22 protein-coding genes are annotated in these 20,744 nt (G+C 68.5%); 13 read left to right on the plus strand and 9 right to left on the minus strand.

Features of this window, described 5'->3' with window-relative positions:
• Positions 1-22 precede the first annotated feature (22 nt).
• Both ACIBX3_RS40445 and chrA read right to left on the minus strand, forming a co-directional pair.
• The gene (locus ACIBX3_RS40445) at positions 23-466 is read right to left on the minus strand and encodes an HIT family protein (RefSeq protein WP_397125858.1); all 444 of its coding nucleotides are present in this window, start codon (positions 464-466) and stop codon (positions 23-25) included.
• A gap of 49 nt (positions 467-515) precedes the next feature.
• Complete coding sequence (gene chrA, locus ACIBX3_RS40450) at positions 516-1,712, minus strand: chromate efflux transporter (protein WP_397125859.1); 1,197 nt, start codon at positions 1,710-1,712, stop codon at positions 516-518.
• A gap of 431 nt (positions 1,713-2,143) precedes the next feature.
• On the opposite strand from chrA, the gene ACIBX3_RS40455 reads away from it, so the two are divergent.
• On the plus strand, positions 2,144-2,281 hold the full coding sequence (locus ACIBX3_RS40455; protein WP_397125860.1) for a hypothetical protein: 138 nt from the start codon (positions 2,144-2,146) through the stop codon (positions 2,279-2,281).
• A gap of 78 nt (positions 2,282-2,359) precedes the next feature.
• Here ACIBX3_RS40455 and ACIBX3_RS40460 read toward each other — a convergent pair whose 3' ends face one another.
• The gene (locus ACIBX3_RS40460; RefSeq protein WP_397125861.1) at positions 2,360-3,232 is read right to left on the minus strand and encodes an NmrA/HSCARG family protein; all 873 of its coding nucleotides are present in this window, start codon (positions 3,230-3,232) and stop codon (positions 2,360-2,362) included.
• Positions 3,233-3,581: 349 nt separating this feature from the next.
• Here ACIBX3_RS40460 and ACIBX3_RS40465 point away from each other — a divergent pair, with 349 nt between their 5' ends.
• The 3 genes from ACIBX3_RS40465 to ACIBX3_RS40475 all read left to right on the plus strand — a co-directional run bounded on the left by ACIBX3_RS40465 (position 3,582) and on the right by ACIBX3_RS40475 (position 5,390).
• A complete protein-coding gene (locus tag ACIBX3_RS40465; protein WP_397125893.1) occupies positions 3,582-3,935 on the plus strand; it encodes a zinc ribbon domain-containing protein in 354 nt (117 codons plus the stop codon).
• 274 nt (positions 3,936-4,209) lie between these two features.
• Positions 4,210-4,779 carry a TetR/AcrR family transcriptional regulator gene (locus ACIBX3_RS40470; protein ID WP_397125862.1) on the plus strand — a complete coding sequence of 190 codons (570 nt, stop codon included), beginning with the start codon at positions 4,210-4,212 and terminating at the stop codon, positions 4,777-4,779.
• A gap of 32 nt (positions 4,780-4,811) precedes the next feature.
• Positions 4,812-5,390 carry an SDR family NAD(P)-dependent oxidoreductase gene (locus tag ACIBX3_RS40475; protein WP_397125863.1) on the plus strand — a complete coding sequence of 193 codons (579 nt, stop codon included), beginning with the start codon at positions 4,812-4,814 and terminating at the stop codon, positions 5,388-5,390.
• Positions 5,391-5,686: 296 nt separating this feature from the next.
• Here the strand turns inward: ACIBX3_RS40475 and ACIBX3_RS40480 are convergent, their stop codons facing one another.
• The gene (locus tag ACIBX3_RS40480; protein WP_397125864.1) at positions 5,687-6,265 is read right to left on the minus strand and encodes a dihydrofolate reductase family protein; all 579 of its coding nucleotides are present in this window, start codon (positions 6,263-6,265) and stop codon (positions 5,687-5,689) included.
• A gap of 230 nt (positions 6,266-6,495) precedes the next feature.
• On the opposite strand from ACIBX3_RS40480, the gene ACIBX3_RS40485 reads away from it, so the two are divergent.
• On the plus strand, positions 6,496-7,047 hold the full coding sequence (locus ACIBX3_RS40485) for a group II intron maturase-specific domain-containing protein (protein ID WP_397125865.1): 552 nt from the start codon (positions 6,496-6,498) through the stop codon (positions 7,045-7,047).
• Between the two features lie 313 nt (positions 7,048-7,360).
• Positions 7,361-7,927, plus strand: a complete 567-nt coding sequence (locus tag ACIBX3_RS40490; RefSeq protein WP_397125866.1) for an RICIN domain-containing protein — start codon at positions 7,361-7,363, stop codon at positions 7,925-7,927.
• 530 nt (positions 7,928-8,457) lie between these two features.
• Here ACIBX3_RS40490 and ACIBX3_RS40495 read toward each other — a convergent pair.
• Positions 8,458-8,901 (minus strand): hypothetical protein, encoded by a 444-nt coding sequence (locus ACIBX3_RS40495; RefSeq protein ID WP_397125867.1) that lies wholly within the window; start codon positions 8,899-8,901, stop codon positions 8,458-8,460.
• A 99-nt stretch (positions 8,902-9,000) separates the two neighbouring features.
• On the minus strand, positions 9,001-10,092 hold the full coding sequence (locus tag ACIBX3_RS40500; RefSeq protein WP_397125868.1) for a hypothetical protein: 1,092 nt from the start codon (positions 10,090-10,092) through the stop codon (positions 9,001-9,003).
• 195 nt (positions 10,093-10,287) lie between these two features.
• On the opposite strand from ACIBX3_RS40500, the gene ACIBX3_RS40505 reads away from it, so the two are divergent.
• Together ACIBX3_RS40505 and ACIBX3_RS40510 are read left to right on the plus strand one after the other, a co-directional pair.
• Positions 10,288-11,574, plus strand: coding sequence for a hypothetical protein (locus ACIBX3_RS40505; protein ID WP_397125869.1), 1,287 nt, complete (start codon positions 10,288-10,290; stop codon positions 11,572-11,574).
• A 168-nt stretch (positions 11,575-11,742) separates the two neighbouring features.
• On the plus strand, positions 11,743-11,931 hold the full coding sequence (locus ACIBX3_RS40510; protein ID WP_397125870.1) for a hypothetical protein: 189 nt from the start codon (positions 11,743-11,745) through the stop codon (positions 11,929-11,931).
• A 328-nt stretch (positions 11,932-12,259) separates the two neighbouring features.
• Here ACIBX3_RS40510 and ACIBX3_RS40515 read toward each other — a convergent pair whose 3' ends face one another.
• A complete protein-coding gene (locus ACIBX3_RS40515; protein ID WP_397125871.1) occupies positions 12,260-13,789 on the minus strand; it encodes a hypothetical protein in 1,530 nt (509 codons plus the stop codon).
• A 792-nt stretch (positions 13,790-14,581) separates the two neighbouring features.
• Between ACIBX3_RS40515 and ACIBX3_RS40520 the strand changes: the two genes are divergently transcribed.
• The 3 genes from ACIBX3_RS40520 to ACIBX3_RS40530 all read left to right on the plus strand — a co-directional run bounded on the left by ACIBX3_RS40520 (position 14,582) and on the right by ACIBX3_RS40530 (position 17,495).
• The gene (locus tag ACIBX3_RS40520; protein ID WP_397125872.1) at positions 14,582-15,283 is read left to right on the plus strand and encodes an SDR family oxidoreductase; all 702 of its coding nucleotides are present in this window, start codon (positions 14,582-14,584) and stop codon (positions 15,281-15,283) included.
• Between the two features lie 30 nt (positions 15,284-15,313).
• A complete protein-coding gene (locus ACIBX3_RS40525) occupies positions 15,314-16,348 on the plus strand; it encodes an alpha/beta fold hydrolase (protein ID WP_397125873.1) in 1,035 nt (344 codons plus the stop codon).
• A 172-nt stretch (positions 16,349-16,520) separates the two neighbouring features.
• Positions 16,521-17,495, plus strand: a complete 975-nt coding sequence (locus ACIBX3_RS40530) for an NmrA family NAD(P)-binding protein (protein ID WP_397125874.1) — start codon at positions 16,521-16,523, stop codon at positions 17,493-17,495.
• A 114-nt stretch (positions 17,496-17,609) separates the two neighbouring features.
• Here the strand turns inward: ACIBX3_RS40530 and ACIBX3_RS40535 are convergent, their stop codons facing one another.
• Positions 17,610-18,104 carry an Lrp/AsnC family transcriptional regulator gene (locus tag ACIBX3_RS40535; protein WP_397125875.1) on the minus strand — a complete coding sequence of 165 codons (495 nt, stop codon included), beginning with the start codon at positions 18,102-18,104 and terminating at the stop codon, positions 17,610-17,612.
• Between the two features lie 101 nt (positions 18,105-18,205).
• Here ACIBX3_RS40535 and ACIBX3_RS40540 point away from each other — a divergent pair, with 101 nt between their 5' ends.
• Both ACIBX3_RS40540 and ACIBX3_RS40545 read left to right on the plus strand, forming a co-directional pair.
• Positions 18,206-18,379, plus strand: coding sequence for a hypothetical protein (locus ACIBX3_RS40540; protein WP_397125876.1), 174 nt, complete (start codon positions 18,206-18,208; stop codon positions 18,377-18,379).
• A gap of 148 nt (positions 18,380-18,527) precedes the next feature.
• Positions 18,528-19,163 carry a pyrroline-5-carboxylate reductase gene (locus tag ACIBX3_RS40545; protein WP_397125894.1) on the plus strand — a complete coding sequence of 212 codons (636 nt, stop codon included), beginning with the start codon at positions 18,528-18,530 and terminating at the stop codon, positions 19,161-19,163.
• A 77-nt stretch (positions 19,164-19,240) separates the two neighbouring features.
• Here ACIBX3_RS40545 and ACIBX3_RS40550 read toward each other — a convergent pair whose 3' ends face one another.
• Complete coding sequence (locus tag ACIBX3_RS40550; RefSeq protein ID WP_397125877.1) at positions 19,241-20,512, minus strand: aldehyde dehydrogenase family protein; 1,272 nt, start codon at positions 20,510-20,512, stop codon at positions 19,241-19,243.
• Positions 20,513-20,744 lie beyond the last annotated feature (232 nt).

Here is a 20,744-nt window from a genome sequence, read left to right on the forward strand (position 1 = left end):
CCTGCGTTGAAATCCGTTCCGGCTATCCGGGGCTGGTCACGGTGAGGTGATGTCGCACAGCTTGGGCGGCCCGGTCGGCGTCGGCGGGCTCGCTGTGTTGGGGTGCGTTGAGGAAATCCGTCCCGCGCAGCGAGTGGGAGGCGGGGCGAGGGTAGAGCCAGGCGTGGAAGTGCTGGACGCGGTCCCGGGTGGAGACCAGATGGACTCGCTCGGCGTCGGTGCCGGCCCGCATGGCGGCGTCGAGCATGTGGAGCAGGCTGCCCAAGGAGGCTGCTTCGTCGGGTGTCATCTCGGCGAAGTCGGTGTAGTGCCGCTTGGAAATGATCTTCATGGTGCCGGGCCGGGAGGATTCGATGGGGCCATGGTGGACGAGCCAGAGGTCGTCGCGGTAGACCCATCCGCCGAACGGTTCGTCGCCGGAGGTGTTCAGCAGGCAGTACGGGCAGGTGACAGTATTGCCGCTCATCGATGGTCCTTTGATCGTGTGCGGGTGGTACGGCTGAGGCCGGGCGTCATCAAAGCAGAGCGTGCGCGATGCCGACGGCGGCGCCGCCGGCGATGAACCAGGCGTTGTTGAGCCGGGTTTTCCACAACAGCACGAGCGTGACCACGGCGATGACCGCGGTGAGCGGGTCGATGATCGCGGTCCGGCCGAGCTGGTAGGACACCCCGGCCATGAGGGCGAGGGCGGCGGCGTTGAGGCCGTCGAGCAGGGCGGAGGTCCACTCGCTGGAGCGGAGCTTGTCAGTGAGCTTGGTGAGCAGGCCGACGAAGACGAACGAGGGCAGAAAGATGGCCACGGTCGCCAGGAACGCGCCGAGCGGCCCGGCGATCATGTAGCCGAGGAAGGTGGCAGTGGTGAACACCGGACCGGGGGTGACCTGGCCGATCGACACGGCGTCGATGAGCTGCTGGTTGGTGATCCAGCCGAGCCGGTCGACGAAGTCGCCGCGCAGGAAGGCCAGCAGCACATAACCACTGCCGTACAGCACCGAACCGATCTTCAGCATGGTGACGAACAGCTGGACCAGCTGGCCGCCGGTGGGATCGGTGAACACCGGTGACCCGCCGAACGTCAGCAGCGGCGCGGCGAGCACCCCGTGTCGTGCGCCGCGGCCGGGCGGGGATCGCAGGACACGGGCCGCGGCGGCCAGCACCGCCCCCACCGCCAGCACCAGCAGCTCGTTGACGCCCAGCAGGTAGGCGGCCAGCGCGGCGACCGCCAACACGCCCAACCAGACGGTCTTGACGACGGTGCGCAGCAGGCCGAACAGCGCATGCGCGATGATCGCGATCACTGCCGGGACGATGCCGTACAACAGGCCCTCGGCCGCCGGCGTGCTGCCGTAGGTGACGTACGCCCAGGCCAGGGCCGTGACCATCAGCGCGGCCGGGAGGATGAAGCACACCCCGGCCGAGATCAGGCCGCGCCACCGGGCACGGTCGTAGCCGAGGTGGATGGCCAGTTCGGTGGAGTTGGGGCCGGGGATGAGGTTGGTGGCGCCCATCAGGTCCACAAACCGCTGGTCGCTGACCCAACCGCGGCGGCGCACCAGCTCATCGCGCATCATCGCGGTGTGTGCGGCCGGGCCGCCGAAGGCGATGACGCCCAGCTTGAGGAAGACCAGCGTCACCTCACGCAGACGCCGCCGCACGGCTACCGGGTCCTGCTCGTTCGCGCTGTCGTGCGCTCCGCGCTCGTCCTGGCTCACCTGGCGTTCCCTTCGCCTGACAGCGGTATCTGTTACGCAGGCCGCAACCTGGCAGCCGGACACCTGCGATCGGGTGGCCGGACGTCACACCGACAGCCACCGGCGACAGGCCGGGCCCGGTGCTGCGGCTCAGGATGTGACCGGTGCGGCGCCGGCCCGCTGAGCGGGCTGGAACAGCTCGACCAGGTTCTACGGCTCGTCGACGGCGGCGGCCGACTCTCGCACTCGGCGATCGCTGGATGCCGGTTCGGCCATCAGCGCCCCAGCGCAGCGGGCGCGCCGCCATGCGCATCAGCGGCGGAAGCGGCACCCGATCGGATGTCGTCACATCCGCCAGAATACATCAAACTGGTTTGACGTGATTTTGGACTCGGCGGTGTTCCCGGGGCGAAGGCGCCGAACTCCTCACGGGTGAGCGGGAGGCCGCGCTCATGACATGGGGCATCAGCCGCATGCCGGCCCCGTTCGGGAGCATCCCGATGAGCGGCGGCAGCATGAAGAGCGTCACGACGATGGCCACGACGCCGCCCGTGGTGTGCCTGACCAGCGTGCCGGCGGCTCCGCGCTGATCGCCGGAACGCCCGGCGAGGCCACGATGAGGCAGGCGAACGGCGCCGCGGCCTCGCCGACCGCCGGCGCGGGCCTACCTACCCGGCGAGGATCCGCTCCCAGTCCACCGTCTTGGCCCACTCGGCGTAGCTGTGCCAGCGCACGGCGGGATACCTGGCATGGAGGGTCTCGATGTCAAGGAAATCGGTGTTGTTCTCGAAGCTCTCGAACATCGTGGCCACCTCCTCGCCGGCCCACTGCCGCACCATGTCCAGCGGCAGCTGCTGGTAGGGGATGTCCCTGCCGAGCACCTCGCTCAGAATCCGGGCCGCCTCCTGCCCGGTGACGCGGTCGGAGGCGATGTCGATCCGCTCGCCGACGAGCTCGTCGGGGTTCTCGACGGCATGGACGGCCATGCCGGCGATGTCCAGGACGCTCACCTGGTCGAGCGGCTTGCCGGGAGTCAGCGGGTTGGTGAGCATGCCGTCGCCGAGCCGGCTGAAGCCGAGGTTGAGCACGTTCTCCATGAAGTACACCGGTCCGAGCACGGTCGCGCGCACCGGCCGCTCGCGCAGGTACGCCTCGATGAGCTGCTTGCTGTCGGCGTGGTCGATGTCGGTGGCCACCAGCCGGTCGCCGCCCCGCACGGAGGAGTACACCAGGTGGACGTCGAGGCGGGCGGCGGTGTCGACGAGCAGGCGTCCCTGCGCGACCTCCTCGTCCTTGCCGCCCTCGCCGAACGGCACCGACAGGCCGAAAACCGAGTCGGCGCCTGTGCAGGCGCGCTGGAGCGCGTCGGGGTCGGCGAGGTCGCCGGTGGCGAGCCGCGCGCCCCGGGCCGACAGCGCCTCGGCGGTCGGCGACTCCGGCGAGCGCACGTACGCCATCACCTCGTGGCCGCGCTCCAGGAGCAGATCGGCGACTGCGCCGCCCTGCTTGCCGGTGGCGCCAATGACGACGACTTTGGCCATGAAACATCTCCCGTGTCAGGGGTGAAATTCGATCCAGGACATGCGGGCGCGTCCGACCGGCCCATCCCGCCGCGCCACCCGCCACCAGCGATTCTGGGACCTCAACCACAGTTGAGGTCAAGCGCCGTGCAGGTGCCGGACGAGGTCCTGGACGTGGTCGCTGAGCAGTCGGGGATCGAGGATCCGTCATGTGTGAAGCGCTTGCTTGAACGGCTCCACCCGTTCTGCGGTGGCCGTGTGCGCCGAGGGCTGAACGTTTCGAGGGTCGCCGGCCTGCGCTTTCCTGCCCAACGGGGCCGCGAGCAAGTCCGGCCTGAACCGGTCCATCCTGGACAAGGGCTGGCACCGGATCGAGCTGGCCACCCGCAGCAAGGCCCGCTACACGGGCACCCAAGTGATCACCGTTGATCCGGCGTGCACGAGTCAGAGGTGCAACGTGTGCACGGTGGTGGATCGGAAGTCCCGCGAGAGCCAAGCGGTCTTCCGGTGCACCTCGTGCGGACACACGGACCACGCCGACGTGAACGCCGCCAGGAACATCCTCACCGCCGGGAGGGCGGAGTTCGTGCAGCCCAGACCGGGTGTACGAGCTGGGGCGCGCAAACCACGCACGCGCGTGGGCCGGAAGGCGAACCGCCAAGCAACAGCGGCCCAGGCCACCGCGCAGACGGAGCCCGAGCTGGCTGGAATCCCCCGACTTTAGTCGTGGAAAGCGCTTCAATCTCTACTACGACGCCCAGGGTGACGCGGGCCTGACCCGGGGCTGGGTGATGATGGCCGCCGGTCTCCTGATGGCCGTGCTGTTCGGGTTCGGTGTGACGGGCTGGTACGACCGCAAGGGGCTGCATCGCATCCCCGCCGAGACGTAGTCTGAGGAGACCGCCGTGCCGGCGTGGGGTGCGGTTTCCGGATATCGCTCAGGGACACTCGGAAACCGATCGGTTTTCATTTCGTCGAAATCCAGTTAATCTCGCAGTATGACCACCGAAGTGAGGCCAAGTCCACGGGAGCGGCTGCTGGATGCGGCGGCAACGCTCACCTACCGAGACGGTGTCGGCATCGGCGTCGAGGCGCTGTGCAAGGCGGCGGGGGTGTCGAAGCGCTCCATGTACCAGCTGTTCGAGAGCAAGGACGAACTGCTGGCGGCGAGCCTGGAGGAGCGCTCGTCCGCCTTCGTGGCGAGGCTGCTGCCGGCGGCGGGTGATGGCCGTTCACCCCGCGAGCGGATCCTGCACGTCTTCGAGCAGGTGGAGTTGCAGGCGGATGCGCCCGAGTTCCGAGGCTGCCAGTACCTGGCGGTGCAGATCGAGCTCAAGGATCAGAGCCACCCTGCGAGCCGGGTGGCGCACCGGATCAAGGGAAACCTGATGGCCTTTTTCCGTGCCGAGGCCGAGCAGGGTGGGGCGAGCGACCCGGACCTGCTGGCCCGGCAGCTCAGCGTGGTCTTCGACGGCGCCAGCGCCCGAGCGGGGATCGGAGCCGACACCCTGGCAGGGCTCATCGCGCCCACCGTGGTCACCCTGCTCGATGCGGCAGGCGTGCGCTGACGCATCGCCTCTTCGAGCAGGCTCGGCGGCTGATGTGCTCTACGAGGGGATGCCGGTGCCCGGCAGCGGAAAGCTCCGTCGCGCAGGCCCAGGACATCTTCAACGTCAACGTCTTCGGTGTGATACGCATGACGAAGGCCGTCCTGCCCCACATGCGCGCTCAAGGACGGGGGCGCATCATCAACCTCTCCTCCGTGTTCGGCTTCCTCCCCTCGCCTTACATGGCCGCCTACGCGGCCTCCAAGCATGCGATCGAGGGGTACTCCGAGTCCCTGGACCACGAGGTCCGCGAGTACGGCGTGCGGGCGCTCCTCGTCGAGCCCGCCTACACCAGCACCGGATTCGAGGCCAACAGCCCGCGGCCCGACACGCCCCTGCAGGTCTACGCGGACCAGCGGCGCGCCTTCGACCGCATGATGGAGACAGCGATCAAGGAGGGCGACGACCCCGCCATCGTCGCCAAGGTAATCGTCGAGGCGGCGACCGACCCGAAGCCGAAGCTGCGCTACACCGCCGGTTCCTTGGCCGGACGCGCGAGCACACTACGCCGCATCGCTCCTGCCCGGGTCTTCGACAAGCAGATCCGCAAGCTCAACCGGCTGGTCGGCTGACGCCTGCCCGCACCCGAGCACACCCACAAGGACAAACGCACATGGAGCGGCACATGGCGCAGATCCTCTGGCGGCGGCAGGCGCGGCTTCACGGTCGTCATCCAGGACACCCATGGCCGGTTCACCTCCGACGGGCGCGAGGTTCGAGAACGGCGAACTCGTCGAACGACCCGACGAATCAGGAGATGATCAGCAGGCCGCGTGACCAGGGCCGGCCATGAGACCGGTCGGCATGTCGCTCAGCGGGAACTTCCGGGTCAGGTTCGGCTGCTTGACCGGGGGGTGCGTGGACGGACTCAGGCATGCAGGGTCGGCCGGTAGACGAGCTCTTGGGTGTGGCCGTCGAGCGTCCGGCTCTCGATCAGCTCGAGGTCGAAGTCGGCCGCACCCTGGAAGATCGGGTCCAGTCCGGTCTGACCGGTGATCACAGGGAAGAGCGTCACCTGGACGCGGTCGACCAGGCCGGCGGCCATCAGCGCCCGGTTCATCGACAGGCTGCCGTGCGAGCGCAACGGCACCTCGGACTCCTCCTTGAGCCGGGCGACGACGTCGACGGCGTCGCCGCTCAGGACGGTCGCGTCCGGCCAGTCGAGCGGTCCTTGCAGCGTCGTCGACACCACCGTTGCCGGCAGGTTCCTCATCCGGGTGACCCATGGGTCACGGACCTCGGACTCCTCGGTGCTCGAGGCCAGCATCCCCGCGAACGCCCGATACGTGTTGGCCCCGAAGACCATCCGCTGCTCCTCGCCGTACAAGGAGAGGCGGTGCTCGAGCAGCTCGGGGCCTTGCTTGCCCCAGTAGCCGCCCCAGTTGCCGCTGGCGGCGCCGAAGCCGTCGAGGCTGGAAAAGACGTCGAAGGTGTAGGTAGCGGTCATGATGCTCTCCTCGAGTGCGGTCGATCGGGTGTGAGGATTCAGACTGGAAACCACGGCGAAACTCATCGCCGTTGGACTCCTGGAGCCCGGCCGCCCCGGATACGGCCCCAGGCCATGATCACGGCCAAGACGGTGGCGATGATTCGAGCCATGACGTCCACCTTGTGCCATGAGCTCCGCCGACGGACAGATGCAGGGGCGACCGTCATCATGCCGAGGCCCTGCGCGACGTGGTCGCCGGCGTGCCGGCCCCGTTGGGGCTGCGGCCGGCGCCGGAGAAGACCCGCGTTCTCCGCATCGACGAAGGCTATGACTTCCTCGGGCACCACCTCCGCCGCCAGCGGAAGCGAGGAACGAACAAGCACTACGTCTACACCAAGCCGTCCACGAAGGCCGTTCAGGCGATCAAGGACAAGGTGTCGGCGAAGACACACAGGTCAACCCGCAACCAGGATTTGGCCGAGCTGATCCTCGGTTTTCACCGGATGCTGCGGGGGTGGGCGAACTACTTCCGGCATGGAGCATCCAAGGCGATCTTCGGCGCGATCGACTCCCACACATGGGCCCGGTTGCTGCGGTGGATCCGCCGGAAATACGCGGGCAAAGCTCCGGCTCGGGATGACCGAGTTCAAACGCCGCTTCTGCGACAAGGGCTGGAGGATCGCCCATCAGGGAGTCGCCTTCACGGGCGCATCCAGCGTCAAGGTGGAGCGTACCGCTATCGCGGCGTCAACATCGCGGCCCCGCGGATCCCGATCCCGGCAGCCGCTGCGAGCGGCTGACCAGCGGACAAGGCACGTGGAGCGCCCGGTGCGTGGAGACAGGCACGCCGGATGCGGCGGGCGGGCCGGGGAAAGCCGCCGGGAGCAATCTCGGCGAGGTGCCACGGTTCGGCCCAACCCGACACCCCGCTTCCGCGCAGCCGCCGCGCAATGCCGAGTATTGCCGGCGCACCGCGCATTTGTGCGCGGACTGCGGGCCGCCTGGATGGTGACCTGGTCCAGGCCCCGGGAACCGCCGCAAGGTTCTTCCCTGCCGCGACCGCAACCGCGGGCCCCGTCCATCCGAGGAAAGGCAGACAAGAGCATGACTTCCATGCGCATCAGCAGACCGATGGCGCTGGCGATCGCCGCCGGCGCGATCCTGGGTGTGTCCGGTCCGGCGGCGTCGCCGGCCGAGGCGGCGGCCCCGGTCGACGGGCCGCCGGTGCGGCTCGTTCCGCAGAACGTGCCGCAGGTCCCGCCCGGCCAGGGCCAGCTCGTGGTGTCCGCCGAGGGCACGGTACCGGGTTCGAAGGTGACCCTGCGCCCGGACTTCGGCCTGCGCTCGCAGAAGTGGCGCATGCGCTTCACCAGCGGCAGCGTCACGCAGATCGTCAATGACCAGAGCGGTCTGTGCTTGCGCGGCGGGCTCAACGGCAACGTCGTGCGGCTGGCGATATGCGCGGACCCCAACGACCTCCAGCCGACGGTCGTGGAGCAGCGCCAGTTCTGGAGCGACCGCCAGCGCGTGTTCAACGGCGTGCTCGTGCACCGGTTCGAGAACGTGCAGAACAACCTGGTGATGAGCGTCAGGGACGGCGGCACGGCTCCGGGCACGCTGATCGAGACCGCGCCGCTGAACGGCAGCCTGTCGCCGAGCCAGTTGTACCGCCTGCAGTGAGGCTGACGTGACGAGCGGGCACGGCCGGGGCACATGCGGTAGTCCCTCCCGCAAACTGACCGGGAGCCCAGCTCTTGCCGGTCCGTCCATCGGCGGGGGATTGTCCGGGGCGCCCTCGGCGCGCACCCGCCACAGGTACGTCTTATTCCACACCGCATCAGCCGGGGACGCGTCGTTCACGTTCGCGCTGATCAGGCGCGCACCGGTCAGGTTCTGTCGCACCCTTTCAAGCGGCCTGCGATGGTTATCTGGGGTTGTCAAGCGAAGTAGCCGGTCAGCCGCTTGAAGGCCGTTAAGTCACGTTAGGCAAGTAGGCGGCCCCGCCGGTGGATCGTCGAGAGGTCCACCCGGCTGGTTGATGCGCGCGAGGCGGACCGTGCTCGACGCATCTCCTTCTTGTGACTGTCGTCGGATCAGCACGGGAGAGTGACGCACTTGTCTGGCAGATTTCTGGTACGGCGGAGCCGGCGCCACTCCCTCACCACAGGGAACGGTCCGGCTCCGCCGCCGCTCGACTCAGGCCTTGGCCGCTAGAAACGGTTGGATGTCGCGATGCAGTCCGGGTCGGAAGCGTTGTTGATGTCGAAGATGAAGTGGAACCGCCCGTAGGTGTTGTAGCTGGCCGGTACGCTCACAGACTGCGAGGGCACATGCGTGCCGGCGCCATTGGACGCGCTCCCCGTCGACCACGAGTACAGCACAGGGTCCGAACCGGTGACGTCTCGCTTCAGTTCGAGGATGACATCGTTCTTGGTCGAGCCGGACTGCCCGTTGATCTGCCAGGTGAACTTGTCGATCCGGTCTCGGGCGCTGCTGGAGACGTGAGTGTAGTGAACCCATCCGGTCGCGCTCTTGCCTTCTGTGCTGCACGCACCGGAGACAGAGGCGGCGTGAGCGGCCGCCGCGGTGCTCACGATGGCAGCCATCGCCAACGCGGAGGGCAACACGACGCCTTTCGCGATCTTCTTCAGCATTACTACTCCTAACATTTCATCACTTGATGATATTTCGTTGGAAAAACTCTTCTGTATTCCGGCTTGCCGCCTTTCATGCTCGGACGAGATGACGGTGGCTCAAGAGTTTCGATAGGCGTCCTTGAGAAGCTCGGTGGAAAGCCACGTCACTTCTCCTTTCGGGCTGACCGTGACGAGCTGCCCGCCGGAGGTGAATCGTGCGGCGGCGACTCCGTCGCGGGCCCATACGTTCTGGCCCCGCGCGTCGACGATCGTGAATGTCCTGCCGTCCGCGATACCGACATAAGGTTTGTTTGGATGTGCCGTGACGCCGGCTTCCGAGGGATAATCGCGCCGCCACGCCATGCGGCCGTTCATGTCCAACCCGTGGACGACCGTACGGAAATCGCCCCGGTCGTTGGTGGCACGGGAGACCAGTGCGGCCGCGCTCGTCCCCAGCGCGCATTCACGCGCCTCGGCCAGTGATGGGTCGACTTTCCGGCGGTCGTTCCCGGCCCGGATCAATGTCGTTTCCGCCCCCAGCACCAGGACGACATCGCCCTGGCCTGCCACGCACGCATCACTGATCGGTCCCCAGGGAATGCCATTGCCTACCGGGTTCCAGCCACGCGAGTCACGGACGAACTGGAGCAGTCGCGCCTCGCGCACGTCCGGTTGAACGGTGAAGGCCAATGCGGCACGGCCGTCGGGCGACTCCACCCAGCGGTAACCGGAGTGGGGCAGCTCCAGGCGTTTCCGCTGGCCCGACCGGATGAGCGTGATCCGCGTACGCCCGCCGACGGTCTCCTCCACCACCGCGTCATCAGTTGACACGGCGGCCAGCACACGAGCGTCACGCACTCCGGAGACGGGAAAAGCCGACCGCCCCTGCTCGGCGACCTGGTACAAGCCGCCCTTCGCCCCGGCACCCGTTGACACGACGACCGCACGACATTGCAACACGCAAACGATGTCATTCGCCGTCTTCGCTATTTCCCTGTCCTGCCATACTCGCCCGCGAATGCGGTCGAATCCGCTGATCGTCGCCATCATGGGATCGAATATCAGCGCCCTGTCGCCATTCGCATTGAGGATACGCGGCGGCCTCGGCGGCGGTTTGCCGGCGTTTTCCACTGAGGCTCCCGATGTGCAGCCGGCAATGAGCGCCAAGAACGAACAGGCCGCCAGCGCGACGGTTCTTCGTGCACGCATGATCTTTCGCCTCCTTCGCTCTCGGCGTGGCGAGACAATTATGTCGGCAGGGCCTTCTCCAGTCATTGACCATTCGCGCACAATAGATTGACCGCGGGGATTGCCAATGACTTGCCAGAAACGTCCGCCATCATGCCGAGTCGACTCGCCCGGGACCGGCCCGGGAGGAGCGAACGCTATGACGGAGATAGACGTATGTGCAGATCAACGCTCACCCGGCAGGGCCTGTCCGCCGCCCTGTTGGCCGCTCTGGCGACCGGCGGCCTCGCCGCGGTGCCGATGCCCGTGGCCGCCGCAGCGGGAGCCGCGCCGCCGGTGACGCCGTCGTGCGCGTGGGAGCGCCAGGTCACCGCGGACACGAGTAACGTTTTCTACCCTGACAGCGCGGCCTCTTACTGGGTGCTGCGGTTCACGGTGCAGGAAGGCCTGCGGATCAAGCTCTCCGGCCGTTACCCCGACAGCCGGTACGCCTCCTTCAACGTCTACAAGGCAGGCGGCGGCTCGTTCACCTCCAACGGTGTCGGCTCCTCGCTGCCCGACTACCGGATCAACCCGGACACCGGCCACGCCAACCCGTGGCAACGGCAGGCCGAGCCCGGCGGCGGCTACACCGTCACCGCCCGCCACGACGCGGCCCCCGGCCAGTCCAACGTGCTGCCGCTCGCCCCAGAGGGCACCCCGGCCGGCCGCGGCGGCTCCATCGTGCTGCGGGTCTATCTGCCGGCAGGCGGTGATTTCTCGGCGGTGACGCTCCCGTCGGTCACCTTCGAACGCGACGGTGTCTCCCGTCCCGTGCCCCTCTGCTCCCGCCGTGAGACGGCCGCCTCGACCTCGCGGTCCGCGAAAGCCTCCACGATGAAGGGGAAGACCGCCCGTACTCGGGCCGAGGAGAGCGGGTTCGCCCGTCAAGCACGGGAGGGCCGAGGCGGGTTCCCCAACGCGGACTCCGCTTACCTGGCCGCGGTGGTCGGCCCGCCCGCCGGCGGTGACGTCCTGGTCGTCCGCGGCAAGGCGCCCCGGCACGCACCCGGCTCCCATCCCACCCCGTGGCCGGCACCGGAACGGGACGTGCGCTACTGGTCCATGTGCACCAACCTGAGCCGGCCGCCGTTCCCCGTCGTCGTCAACCGCCTGCCAGGCGGCGGGACCGACTACGGATGCCGCGCCGACGACCAGACGAAGCTGGACGACTCCGGCTTCTACACCTACGTGATCGGGACCGAGGCGCAGCGGACCGCCATCGAGCGGATCCCAGGCGCGACCTTCCTGCCGTTCTCCCTCGCTTCGCCGGCCGCCTCTCACACCGTGATCCTGCGCAACATGGTGACCGATCCCGGTTTCGCCCAGGCCATCCACAACGTCCCCGAAGACGGCAACCCAGCCTCGGCGGCCCGTGTCATGGGCGCCCACTACCCCACGCTCAAGCGTTGTTCCGTCACCGACCTGGCCACCGCCGGACCGGAGAAGTGCCAGCCGAGCTGACGCGCCGCGGCGTCGGTCTGTGTCCAGTACCAACCGGCCGCCAGCCTCGGCCGCTACGTCCGCCTCGGCGCGGACCTCCGCCCGCGTCACCGCCCGCCGGCCGCGGACGGCCGCCCGAGCCGGCACCTGCGCAGTTCGGGCGGGCAGTCGGCCGACGGGCGTATCCGGGTGGTCGGCCTGGAGGAGACGGACCGGGACGTACGCCTGGTCATTGGCGTCGAACGCGCCCCGGGCGACTTCCACAACTGCCTGGGCAACCGGGCCACGCCGTACACGGTCGAGCTGAGCCGGCCGCTCGGCGACCGCGTCCCGCGCGACGCCGGCCTGCACCCCATGCGTGAGATCGTGAAACCCTAGGGCGGCGCGCCGGGCTCGAAGACCGCGATGTCCCACTCGCAGGTCCACCACCAGGCGCCCGCTCCCGTCGAGGGCGACGGCGCCAATCGATCCAGCAGGCAGAGCGCCGGCGGGATGGCAGGACCGGATCGGGGGCGCGGTGACACCCGTGTCGGGGCGGGCGCTCCCGTCATGACCCTTCTACGACTACGAGTTCGCCATCAGGATCGGCCAGGTGGCCCGGCTGTCGTGGGAGGACACCGTCCGGGAGGGCGCCGGGGCCGCCCGCTGCCGAATCGATCGGCAGTGGTGGACGCGATGCGATCTGACCGGTCGTTCGCAGGGCCGGTCACCAGGTGAATCCGCCGACATAGGTGTCGCCCCGCCAGACGACCCTGTGGGGGAAGGCGCCGGCGGCCGTCGGGGTGAGGCCGACGCGGAGTAGCTCGTGGTTCTTGCCCCCGCACGGTCTGTTGCCGGCCTCTGAATCGTTCTCGTTGTCCTTGCCGACCATGAGATGCCGGCCGGATCGGTCCAGCGCCATCGACACGATCTCGCCGCAGCTCAGGGTGAGCACCGTGGCCACTTTCCGGTCCCCATCGTAGAGGAGCAGCTCGGACGGCTGCTCGTAGCTGCCCTGGCGCACCCGCAGGGTCCGGCCGTCCGGCAGAGGATGAGGGAGAGTGTGGCTGCCGTTGTCGCGGGGCGCCCGGACGAGCACCGCCGCGGCCGGCGGGTCCGACGCAGGCAGCCGCACGTCAAGGGCGCCCTCCCAGGATTTCACCAACTCCGGCTTCGGCGGGTACGTGACCCCGGTGAAGTGGATGTCGTCGGGAAGCACCAGAGTGCGGGCGTCCCTCCAGTAGAACCCGTACGCTGCCGCCCGCCATTCGACTTCGGGGCCGAGGACGCCGACGTAGGTGGTCCGGTTGTGATCGCGGTCCTCGGTCTGACGGCTGTAGGCGATGCGGCCCTCGGGCGACACCACGATCCGGTCGACGCTTCCGTTCAGCCTGCCCGACAGCGCCTGGCCCAGCTTCGCCCGGCCGTCGGCGTCCACTGTCAGGCGGTGGACGCGCGAGACGAAGCCGCGCGGCGACCAGCTGTCCCGGCCCTGCCGCAAGGTCACGCTCACCACGTACTCACCCGGCTCCCGGGTGGCGGCCACCGCCGTGATATGAGTGATGCGCCTGCCGAGGTACGGCGTGTACTCATGGGCGATGCGGCCCGTATCCAGGTTCACCGTCTCCAGGTAGCCGCCGGGGAGCAGCGCGTACCGGGGGGTGCCGTCGTCCGCGACCGGTGGCGCCGCCAGTCGCTCCGGCAGGGTCCTCACGGCCTGCACGACGAGCACGATCGCCCCGAGCGCCGTGATCAGCCGCAGCACGGAGCCCCGGTCCGGGCGCACGCGCGTCCCGGCGGCGCCCGCGAGCAGGATCATCGTCAGGGGAGAGATCACCCAGGTCAGAACCACCGGCAGGACTCGGAACGGCGCCGGGTCCGGCAGGCAGCCGGGCGGCGGCTCCGCGGGCGGTCTGAGCACCTCCGCGGCGACCGCCAGCGCCTCGGGCAACGCGACGAGCCCGAACCCGAGAACCGCGGCCATCAGGTGGACGCGGGCATTGTCGCGCCTGGCCACGAACAGAGCGATCATCGCCAGGAGGAACGGCCCCGCCAGATACAGCACGCCCGCGGCCACCTCGGCCACTTCGGCGGCTGTGCGGCGGGCGGGACCAACCGGGTTCAAGATCGGTTGCCCGGCACACGTGACGTGCCGCGGGGGCGTCAGCACCTCCCAGATGATCTCCCATAACGCGTACGAGGCCGCCAGCCACCACCAGAACACCGGATGACGTCGCTGCGGCCCGAGAGTCGACACGGAGACCACGGCGGCCCGCCCTTTCTACCTGATCCTCCCGGATGATCAAGAACCCTACCGGGCCGGGCAAGCAGCGCGTACGGCTTCAATGGGGCGCAGCGGGGCACTTCCCGGATCTGGCTTGCACTCGGCGCGCAGAATCGGCTGGATCGGCCTGGACCTTCTATGGCTTCGGCGAGCCGCCACCCCGACCAGTCCTGCGGATCGCCCGGGCGGTATGCGAACAGTTGGCCATCGGTTCGGCACGTCGCCATCCCAAGGAGTGCATACCTTCCGGTAACCCCCTCGGCCTTCTCGACTGTGATCGGGTCGTTCATGGCATCGGCCGCGGAGGCGTTCCGTCGTGCGTGCCGGCTGGGAACGGAATGAGCTGATCAGCGCGTGGACGCTGGTCGAGGGCGATCGGGACCTGGTCGGGAAAAGGTGGGGGCCGGCAGGCTCGGTTTCGCCTTGATCTTGAAGTTCGACGAGATCGAGGGGCGGTTTCCCGCCTGTCCCGAGGAGATACCGCCGGGCTGGCCGGCAAGGTATGCCCGATCGAGACGAACGCGATCGCCTGGCCGAGGCGGTGCGGAAGCGGTGCCGTAGCACGAGCATCGGACCTCCAACCAGCGGCCAGGTGGAACGGGTGGTCGATTCCGGATGCCGCCGTTCCCGGGCCGCTGGGCTGGACACGCCGACGGCGCATGGCGACGGCTCGCTCCTCGGGGCTGGGTGAGGCACGATTTGCATGATGAAACCGATCGGTTTACGGTAGAGGAAACCGATCGGTTTCTCACTGTGGAGGCAGTCATGACAACAATCAAGGGCGCCAACGTCTTCGTCACCGGAGGTGGCCGCGGCATCGGCAAGGTGCTGGTCGAGGAGCTCTACGCGCGCGGCGCCGGCAAGGTCTACGCCACGGCCCGCGACCCGCACACGGTGACGCACCCCGATGCCGTTGCGCTGGCGCTCGAGGTCACCGACCCGGCATCCGTGGCGGCCGCCGCCGAGCAGGCCCAGGACGTCACCATCCTGATCAACAACGCCGGTGCCTCGGTCCGCGCTTCGTACCTCGGCTCCCCGATGGAGGACGTGCGCCGGGACCTGGAGACCAACTTCTACGGGCCGCTGCTGGTCACCCGGGCTTTCGCGCCGATCATCGAGCGCAACGGCGGGGGTCACATCCTCAACGTCCACTCCGCCCTGTCCTGGCTGGCCGACGGCACGCCCTACAGCGCCTCCAAGGCCGCCCTGTGGTCGCAGACCAATTCCTTGCGCCTGGAGTTGCAGCCGCGCGGCATCGCGGTGACCGGGCTCCACGTGGCCTACGTGGACACCGATATGACGTCGGGTATCGACGCGCCCAAGGCCGACCCCCGCGACGTCGCCGTGGCCGCGCTCGACGGCATCGAGGCGGGGGCACACGAGGTGCTGGCCGACGACACCACACGCTGGATCAAGTCGCAGCTGTCCGCTGACCTGGAAGCCATGTACGCCCAGCTGAAGAAGTAGCACGCGCTCACCGATCTCAAGGAGATCCTTGTGGAAAGCTCGCTCACCCACCGCTTCGCCGACGTGAACGGGGTCCGGCTGCACATCGCCGAGCAGGGGCAGGGACCGCTGGTCCTGCTGCTGCACGGCTGGCCGGAGAGCTGGTACTCCTGGCGTCACCAGTTCGCGGCGCTGGCGGCGGCCGGGTACCGGGTCGTCGCCCCTGACCAGCGCGGCTACGCCCGCAGCGAGCAGCCGCCGGACGTCACGTCCTACACCCTGCTCCACCTCGTCGGCGACGTGATCGCCCTGATCGAGGAGCTGGGGGAGGAGCAGGCGGTCGTCGTGGGTCACGACTGGGGTGCACCCGTTGCCTGGACCGCGGCGATGCTGCGCCCGGACAAGGTCCGCGCGGTGGCCGGGCTCAGTATTCCGCCCATTCTGCCCGGCGGGATGGTCCCGCCCTCGATCACCCGCACCCAGTACGGCGAGGGCTTCTACCAGGTCTACTTCCAGCAGCCGGGAGTCGCTGACGCGGAGTTCGCCAAGGACATCCCGGACTCCTTGCGCCGCCTTCTGGTCGGTGCCTCGGGCGACAACCCGCTCGGCAGGGAGCCCCGCCCGTTGGTCGTACCCGACGGTCTGGGCCTGCTGGACACCATGCCGCAGTCGCCCGCTCTCCCCGCCTGGCTGACGGAGGAGGACATCCAGGTGTACGCCGAGGACTTCGCCCTGCACGGCGAGCAGGCCTTCACCGGAGCGTTCAACTGGTACCGGAACATCGAACGCAACAACGAACTGCTGGCGCCTTTCCGGGGGCGCGGGATCGACGTCCCAGCGCTGTACGTGGTGGGAGACCGTGACATGGTCACCTCATTGCGTGGCCCGGACGGGGGCAGCTCGCTGAGCGAACTTTTGCGTGGCCAGGGCGGGCAGGGCAACCCGCTGAGCGCTGTCGCGCCTCAACTGCACGGGCCGGTGGTGCTGCCGGGCTGCGGGCATTGGACGCAGCAGGAGCGTCCCGCCGAGGTCAACGCGGCACTCCTCGACTTCCTCGCCCGCATCGACGGCCCGGCGCCCCGTTGACACCACGCAGAACCCGCCTGATCGGCACCGTCCGGCTGGAGCAGAGCCCAAGGCTCACGCGCGGACGGCCATCGAGCTCAACGACTCCGCCTCCGTCGACCGGCCCCGGCGGAAATGGTCACCCCGCTGGGCTTCCTGGACAACCCACCTCAACCAGACAGAGGACACATCGATGCCAGAGCGCAATCCCATCCTGATCACCGGCGCCGCCGGCGAAATCGGCGGTGTGAGCAGAACAATGGCCGAGATGCTGCTTGAACAAGGGCAACCGGTGCGCGCGTTCGTGCGACGGGACGACGAACGCGCACACGCGCTCCGCCAGGCCGGGGCCGAGGTCTTCGTCGGTGACCTGCTCAACATCGCCGACGTGACCGCCGCGCTGAAAGGCTGCCGGCGCATCTACTTCAGCATGAGCTTGTCGCCGTACTACACCGACGCCGTCAGCCTGATGGCCGCCGCGGCACAGGCCAAGGGCGGCATCGAGGTCTTCGTCAACATCTCCGAGTACGAGCAGTCGTTCATGACGTTCGAGAAGATGACCGCACCGGACGAAGAACGGCGTTCGTGGCTCGGCGGGCTGATCGCGGACTGGTCGCCGCAGCAGCGGGCGCACTGGATCGCCGAGCGGGTGCTGGAGTGGTCCGGGCTCCCGACCGTCAACGTGCGGGCGGCCATGTTCGTCGAGAACCCCCTGATGACCTGGCTGGCGCTGCAGCCGCTGAGCAACGGCGAACTGCGCCTGCCCTTCGGCCACCACCGGCTCGCGCCCATCGCGGGTTACGACGTGGCGGAGGTGTGCGCGAAGATTCTGGCCGACCCGGCGCCGCACATCTCGAAGTCCTACGAGCTCAACGGTCCGGAACTGAAGGACATGCACGGGTTCGCGGAGGACTTCGGGGCCGTGCTGGGACGCCACGTCACTTACGTTCCCGAAGAGGTCGAAACCTGGAACGAGACCTACGTGGACAGCGCCCTGGCCGAGGTTCCGCACACTGCGGAGCATCTGAAGACCCTGACCCGGCTGATGGGCGGCGGGGGGTACCGCGGCGTCACCGACCAGCTGGAAACCCTGCTCGGGCGCCCGCCGAAGACCGTGCGGTGGGCGCTGGAGAACCATCCGCGCATCCGGAAAATGGCGACGGCCTGAGCCGCTGAGCGCTCCGGAGCAGACGAAATACCTGCGGATCGGGGGTGCTTGCCTGACACGATCTTGGGGTTCGGCGTGGAGTTCCTCCCCAGGAGTGGCCAGTCCGTCTTGTGGTCAAGAGGGTTGTGGTGCGGGAAGCGGGAGGGCCAGGCCGGTCTTGACGATGTCGAAGACGAGCAAGGTCTCGTAACGCCTGATGTTGTCGTCGGCCTTGAACAGGCGGTTGCCGAGCCGGCTGCAGTCGCGCATGCTCCGCGCGGCAAGGACGACTACGTAGTCCCACGGTCCCGCGACCTGGTAGCACTGCTGGACCTGCGGGTCCGAGCGCATCCGTTCGGCGAAGGCGCGGTGGTGCTCGAACGATTCCTGGTCCAGGGTCACCAGGACCGCGGCCACGACGGTGGGACCGAAGCGGTGCGGGTCGAGGACGGCGACCTGCATGGCGATGAGGCCGTCCTTGCGGTAGCGAGCGATCCGCCGCTGGACGGCGCTCGGTGAGAGCCCGACCTGTCCGCCGAGGTCGTGCAGGGTGCGTCCAGCGTCGTGCTGGAGCAGGTCCAGCAACTGGGCGTCGATCTCGTCCAGGCGCGGTGGCGGCGATTCGGGCATGCAAGATTATTGCGTTGCGGCGCGAGAATTCTCAATCGCCTTGATCGGGAGTTCGGATAGCGTCGGCCGGGTCCGCAAGCCTCCGAGGAAAGGCGACGCGCATGGACCTGGACGTGGCGCGAATCGAGAAGGCCGTGCAGGTGATCGATCCGGTGTTCCTCAACACCCCGCAGTACCTCGATGAGCAGCTGTGCCAGGCGCTGGGCGCCCGCGCAGTGACGGTGAAACTGGAGACGGGTCACGACCACCACGCACTTAGGAGGAAGACACCGTGAAGCGCATCGGCATCATCGGGGTAGGCGAGATCGGCCGAGCCATCGTGATGGGCCTGTGCGACGGAGCCGGCAAGCCCCCCGAGGTGTTCCTCTCCCCCGGGGAGCCGGCACGGCCGCGGAGCTGTCCGAGCGCTTCGAGCCCGTGCAGGTGTGCGCCGGCAACCAGGAGGTGGTGGACCGTTCCGAGGTGGTGATCATCGCCGTACGCGGCCAGGACCGGCACAAAGCACTCGCCGGCTTGACGGTGGACGGCGACAAGCTGGTGGTCAACGTGATGGCCGGCGTCGGCATCGACGACCTGCGCCGGACACTGGCCACCGACGCCCCGCTGGTACGGGCCATCCCCCTGCCTGCCGTACGCGAACGCCGCTCCGTCACGGTGACGTACCCGTCGCACCCGACGGTGAACTCCCTCTTCGAGCACTTGGGCGGGGTGCTCCCGGTCGAGGACGAGGCGGCCTTCAACGTCTTCTCCGCGCTGACGGGAACGCTGACCACCCACTACTCGTATCTCGCCACGCTCACGTCGTGGGCCATCGGCCACGGCATCGCCTCCGACGACGCGGACAGCTACGTTCGCAGCCTCTTCCAGGGCGTTGGTCGTGCCCTGAGCGACGAGACCCGCTCCCTGCACCAGCTCGCGGCCGACCACGAGACCCCGAACGGAAGCAACGAACGCATTCGCACCACATGGTTCACTTCGGCCAACTCCGAAGCCCTCAACAAGGCCCTCGATGACCTCCTCGCCGGCCTTGAGGGACAATGGGACAGCGATAAACGGTAACGGCCGGCATCCCGGAGATGCCTTTGTACCTGCCTCCCAGGCTTTTGATCTTGATTGGTGGGGCAATGACGGTCCGGTCAGGACGTGAGCCGTCCGCTCGGCACGATCATGTACTGCCGCAGGTACAGGTCGCGGAAGCTCACCGGGCCGCGTGGGCCGGGCACCCGGTCGATGTTGATTCCGGTCTCTGGCAGCCGCAGCAGTTTGAATCCGTCGAGGAGCCGTGTGGTGGAGTTCCAGAAGACGCCGGAGCCGGTGTAGGCGTCGATGAACTGCGCGGCGGCGGCGGGGTCCTCGGTCGCGATGGCGGCGGCCAGTCCGGATGTCTCTTCGTTGGCGATCTGAGCCGCGTGCATCGGGCCGTTGGCGGCGTCGACCGTCACGGTGGCCGCGCGGTTCGAGTCGAGTGACCACTCATATCCGCGCGGGTGGGTGTGCGGGGGCAGGGAGGCGGTGACACCCAGGCGGTCCAGGACCCGGAGAATGCCGGGTAGCCGCTCGTCGTACACGGACCGGTCGATGAGCAGCAGATTGAGCCGGTTGCACACGCCCAGCCGGTCCAGGCTGTCGCTGATCAGCTGGTGCACGACGTTGTCGTCGGCGGCCGGATGCACGTACAGGACCCCGCCGCCGTCGGCGTGGGCGAGGGTGCGCACGCCGTGGCGGGCGGCCTCGCGGCCGAGGTCGCGGGTGCTGTCGCCGCTGCCGCGCAGGATGACCAGCGGAATGAGCTCAGGCAGGGACACCAGCGCGTACGCCGCCGAGCGGTCTTCGCTAGGTACCAGCTGGATGGCGTCCGGATCGAGGCCGGCTTCGCCGAGGGCCGGTGCGATCACCTGCTCCACGATGGCACGGGAGGAGCGCAGTGCGGCCGAACCGGTGCGGAGCACGCCTGCGTTGCGTGACTTGAGGAACTGGGAGGCGATGTCGAGGGTGACGTTCGGACGTGCCTCGAAGTTCGCGCCGATGACGCCGACCGGCCGGCGGCGTTCCAGCAGGGTGAGGCCGTCCGAGCGCTCTTCGAGGACCTTGTCGCGAGGCTCGTGCGCCACGTCCGCCAGCGTGCGCAGCTCTGCGGCCATGCTCTCCAGCCGTGGGCCGGTCAGCCGCAGCCGGTCCTGGAGGGCGGGTGACATCCCGGCGGATACGGCTGCGGCGAGGTCTTCTTCGTTGGCGGACGTGAGGGTGTACCGCGCCGTCCGCAACCGTTCCGCCATGGCGCGCAGCGCGGTGTCGATGGCTGTGTCCGCCGCGTTGTGGAGGGTGGCGCAGCTCTGCTCGGCCCGGATCGCGCAGGCACGCACCGCATCTTCGGCGGAGCGGGTCTGACGGTTGTCGTCGCTGGTCAAGGGCGTCCTTCCGCCGGCTGGGCGCATGGCAAGATGTAAGGGGATCGTAGCATCGTTCAACAATTGCCATGGAATTGTTTCGTCCGCTGTGCGGCCGGGCGCTTCAGGAGTCCGGGCCTTCTGGTCACGCCTCAGGCGCGCTGATCCGCCTCTGACACTGATGTGAGGTCTTAACGTGGCCAGGGTGGCCTAGGCGTTCACGGGTGTACGGGCTCGGGGCGGCCACAACGCA

The sequence above is a fragment of the Nonomuraea sp. NPDC049480 genome (assembly GCF_044465905.1).
In the GTDB taxonomy this organism is placed as follows: Bacteria; Actinomycetota; Actinomycetes; order Streptosporangiales; family Streptosporangiaceae; genus Nonomuraea.